Source organism: Streptomyces sp. NPDC007164 (assembly GCF_040634135.1).
GTDB classification, from domain to species: Bacteria; Actinomycetota; Actinomycetes; order Streptomycetales; family Streptomycetaceae; genus Streptomyces; species Streptomyces sanglieri.
Genome location: NZ_JBEYFB010000131.1, coordinates 1 through 2180 on the forward strand (window position 1 = coordinate 1; position 2180 = coordinate 2180).

Genomic DNA, 2180 nt, shown 5'->3' on the forward strand with positions numbered 1-2180 from the left:
TCATCCGACAGTCTTAACTCGGCCTTCGGCCGCCCGGTCCGCGCCATGAGACAAGCCTATACATCTGAACGGAATCCCTGACTCAGGACACTAGCCCTCACTGATGGCAAAGGGGGGATATCCCCCGATCAAACCCGGAGGAAGCCCCCAGCGCGGCCCGCCCCCACCCCAGGCCATGATCGTTTCACCGCCCAGGGAACAAGAACAAGCCGAGGAGTTCAGCATGACCGCGCACCACCAGGCGATCGGCCGACGGAGGCTGCTCGCCGCGACGGCCGGGCTCGCGGCCACGGCCCTGCTGGCCCCCACGGCCTCCGCCGCGACCACCACACCCGCCCCTACGGGGACGAAAGGCCGGCAGGCCGATGCGCTCCGCGCGCTGGAGCGCGCCGCCCGGCCCCTGCGCTCGACGGAACCCGGCGGCAACACCACCGACCTACGGGCGCTGAACACCATGATCGGCGACGCCAAGGTGGTCGGACTGGGCGAGGCCACCCACGGCTCGCACGAGTTCTTCGCCATGAAGCAACGTGTCTTCAGCCACCTCGTCGAGGAGAAGGGCTTCACCACCTTCGCCCTGGAGATGAGCTGGACGGCGGGCCTGCGGATCGACGAGTACCTGCAGGGTGGCCCCGGCGACGCCCGGCGGATCGCCAAGGAGACACTGAGCGGATCACCCTGGGAGCGCGAGGAGTTCGTCAGCCTCATCGCCTGGATGCGGCGCTACAACGACCGCCACCCCGGCCGGAAGGTCCACTTCATGGGCAACGACGTCGGGGCGCCCAAGCTCGGCGACGCCGTCTTCGATCGGGTGCTCTCGTACGTCCGCACGAGCCACCCCCAGGACGTCGCACGCCTTGAGGAGCTGTACGCGGGCCTGCGCCCCCTCGACGACGTCTTCGCCTACCTGCGCAAGCCCGTCGCGGAACGTCGCCTCGACGCCACCACCGCCCAGCAGGCGTTCGACCTGGTCACCGCGCAGAAGGGGGCTGGCGGCGACGCCTACGAATGGGCCGAGCAGCACGCCCGCAGCATTGCCCAGACCTTCGCATTCACCTCGCTCGACCTGTCCGACCCGGCATCGGTGTCCGCCGCGGAGCACCTCCGCGACCGGGTCATGGCCGACAACACCGCCTGGTGGCACCGTCGCACCGGCGACAAGATGCTGCTCTCGGCGCACAACGGCCACGTGGGCTACCTGGCCACCGACCCGGTGATGTACCCCAAGACCCAGGGCGCCTTCCTGCGCGAGACCCTCGGCCGGGACTACGCCGCCATCGGCTTCACCTTCGGCCGCGGCTCGTTTCTTACCGCGACCACCCTCGGCAGCCCCTGGAACAAGGTCACCGTCCCCGCGGCTACCCCCGACATGCAGGAGTACACCCTCAACCGGGTGCACCACTGCGACTACTACCTCGACCTGCGCACCCTGCCCGCCGCGGGCCGCACCTGGCTGGACACCCCCCGCCCCACCTACGAGGCCGGCTCGTCCTTCAAGAAGGACCCGCTCCCCACCCTCGCCATCACCCGGGCCTACGACATCCTCATCCACCTCAACCAGGTCCACGCAGCCACCAGCCTCTGACCCAGGGTCGATTCAAGGTTTGGGTGATCTTGACGGAGTGCAGGTCAGGCTACGCCGAGGCCCGGGAGGTGGCGGCGGGGCTGCGTGAGGCGATGGACGACGTCCGGCGTTCCGTGGCGGTGCTCGCCGCCCGGGTCCGCGAGGCGCACGCAGCCCGTGTCTGGCTCCCGATCGGGGAGCTGATGCTTGAAGTCGCCCCGGCCCACCTCTCCGACACCGCAGCCGCCGACGTCCTGGCGCTGCTGTGTGAGGAGATCGGCGAGCCCCTCGAACACGGCCTCACTGCCCGCCGCTACGCGATGTCCGGCGACCGTCGTGCCCTGCACAGCGCCGTCCTGTGAGCCGCAAAAGGGTGCCAGATGCCCGCCGTACGTGCCGTGGTGTGAATGGTCGGGGTGGTGTCAGCGGGTTGGATGTCAGCCGTTGAATTCCGATGGACAGGCGGTCTGAGCTGTTTCTTTGGGGACTGATGACAGGGGTTCGTGGCTGTCATGGAGTGACTAAATAGCTGTCATGTACTGCGTGTTCCGTGTAGCACAGCTGGTGGGTGGCTGACGTGTAGATGCTCATTCCTGTGCACGGTATGGGGGCGCCC

General features: G+C 68.4%; 2 protein-coding genes. Both read left to right on the forward strand.

Annotation, left to right across the window (positions count from 1 at the left end; all coding sequences use genetic code 11):
• The first annotated feature begins 223 nt into the window (after positions 1 to 223).
• On the forward strand, positions 224 to 1585 hold the full coding sequence (locus tag ABZ622_RS41945; protein WP_360552586.1) for an erythromycin esterase family protein: 1362 nt from the start codon (positions 224 to 226) through the stop codon (positions 1583 to 1585).
• A gap of 29 nt (positions 1586 to 1614) precedes the next feature.
• The gene (locus tag ABZ622_RS41950; protein ID WP_360552588.1) at positions 1615 to 1926 is read left to right on the forward strand and encodes a hypothetical protein; all 312 of its coding nucleotides are present in this window, start codon (positions 1615 to 1617) and stop codon (positions 1924 to 1926) included.
• Positions 1927 to 2180 lie beyond the last annotated feature (254 nt).

What these genes read in the sequence shown, in the direction of transcription:
- ABZ622_RS41945 (WP_360552586.1), top strand. Translation starts at nt 224, where the DNA reads ATGACCGCGCACCACCAGGCGATCGGCCGACGGAGGCTGCTCGCCGCG.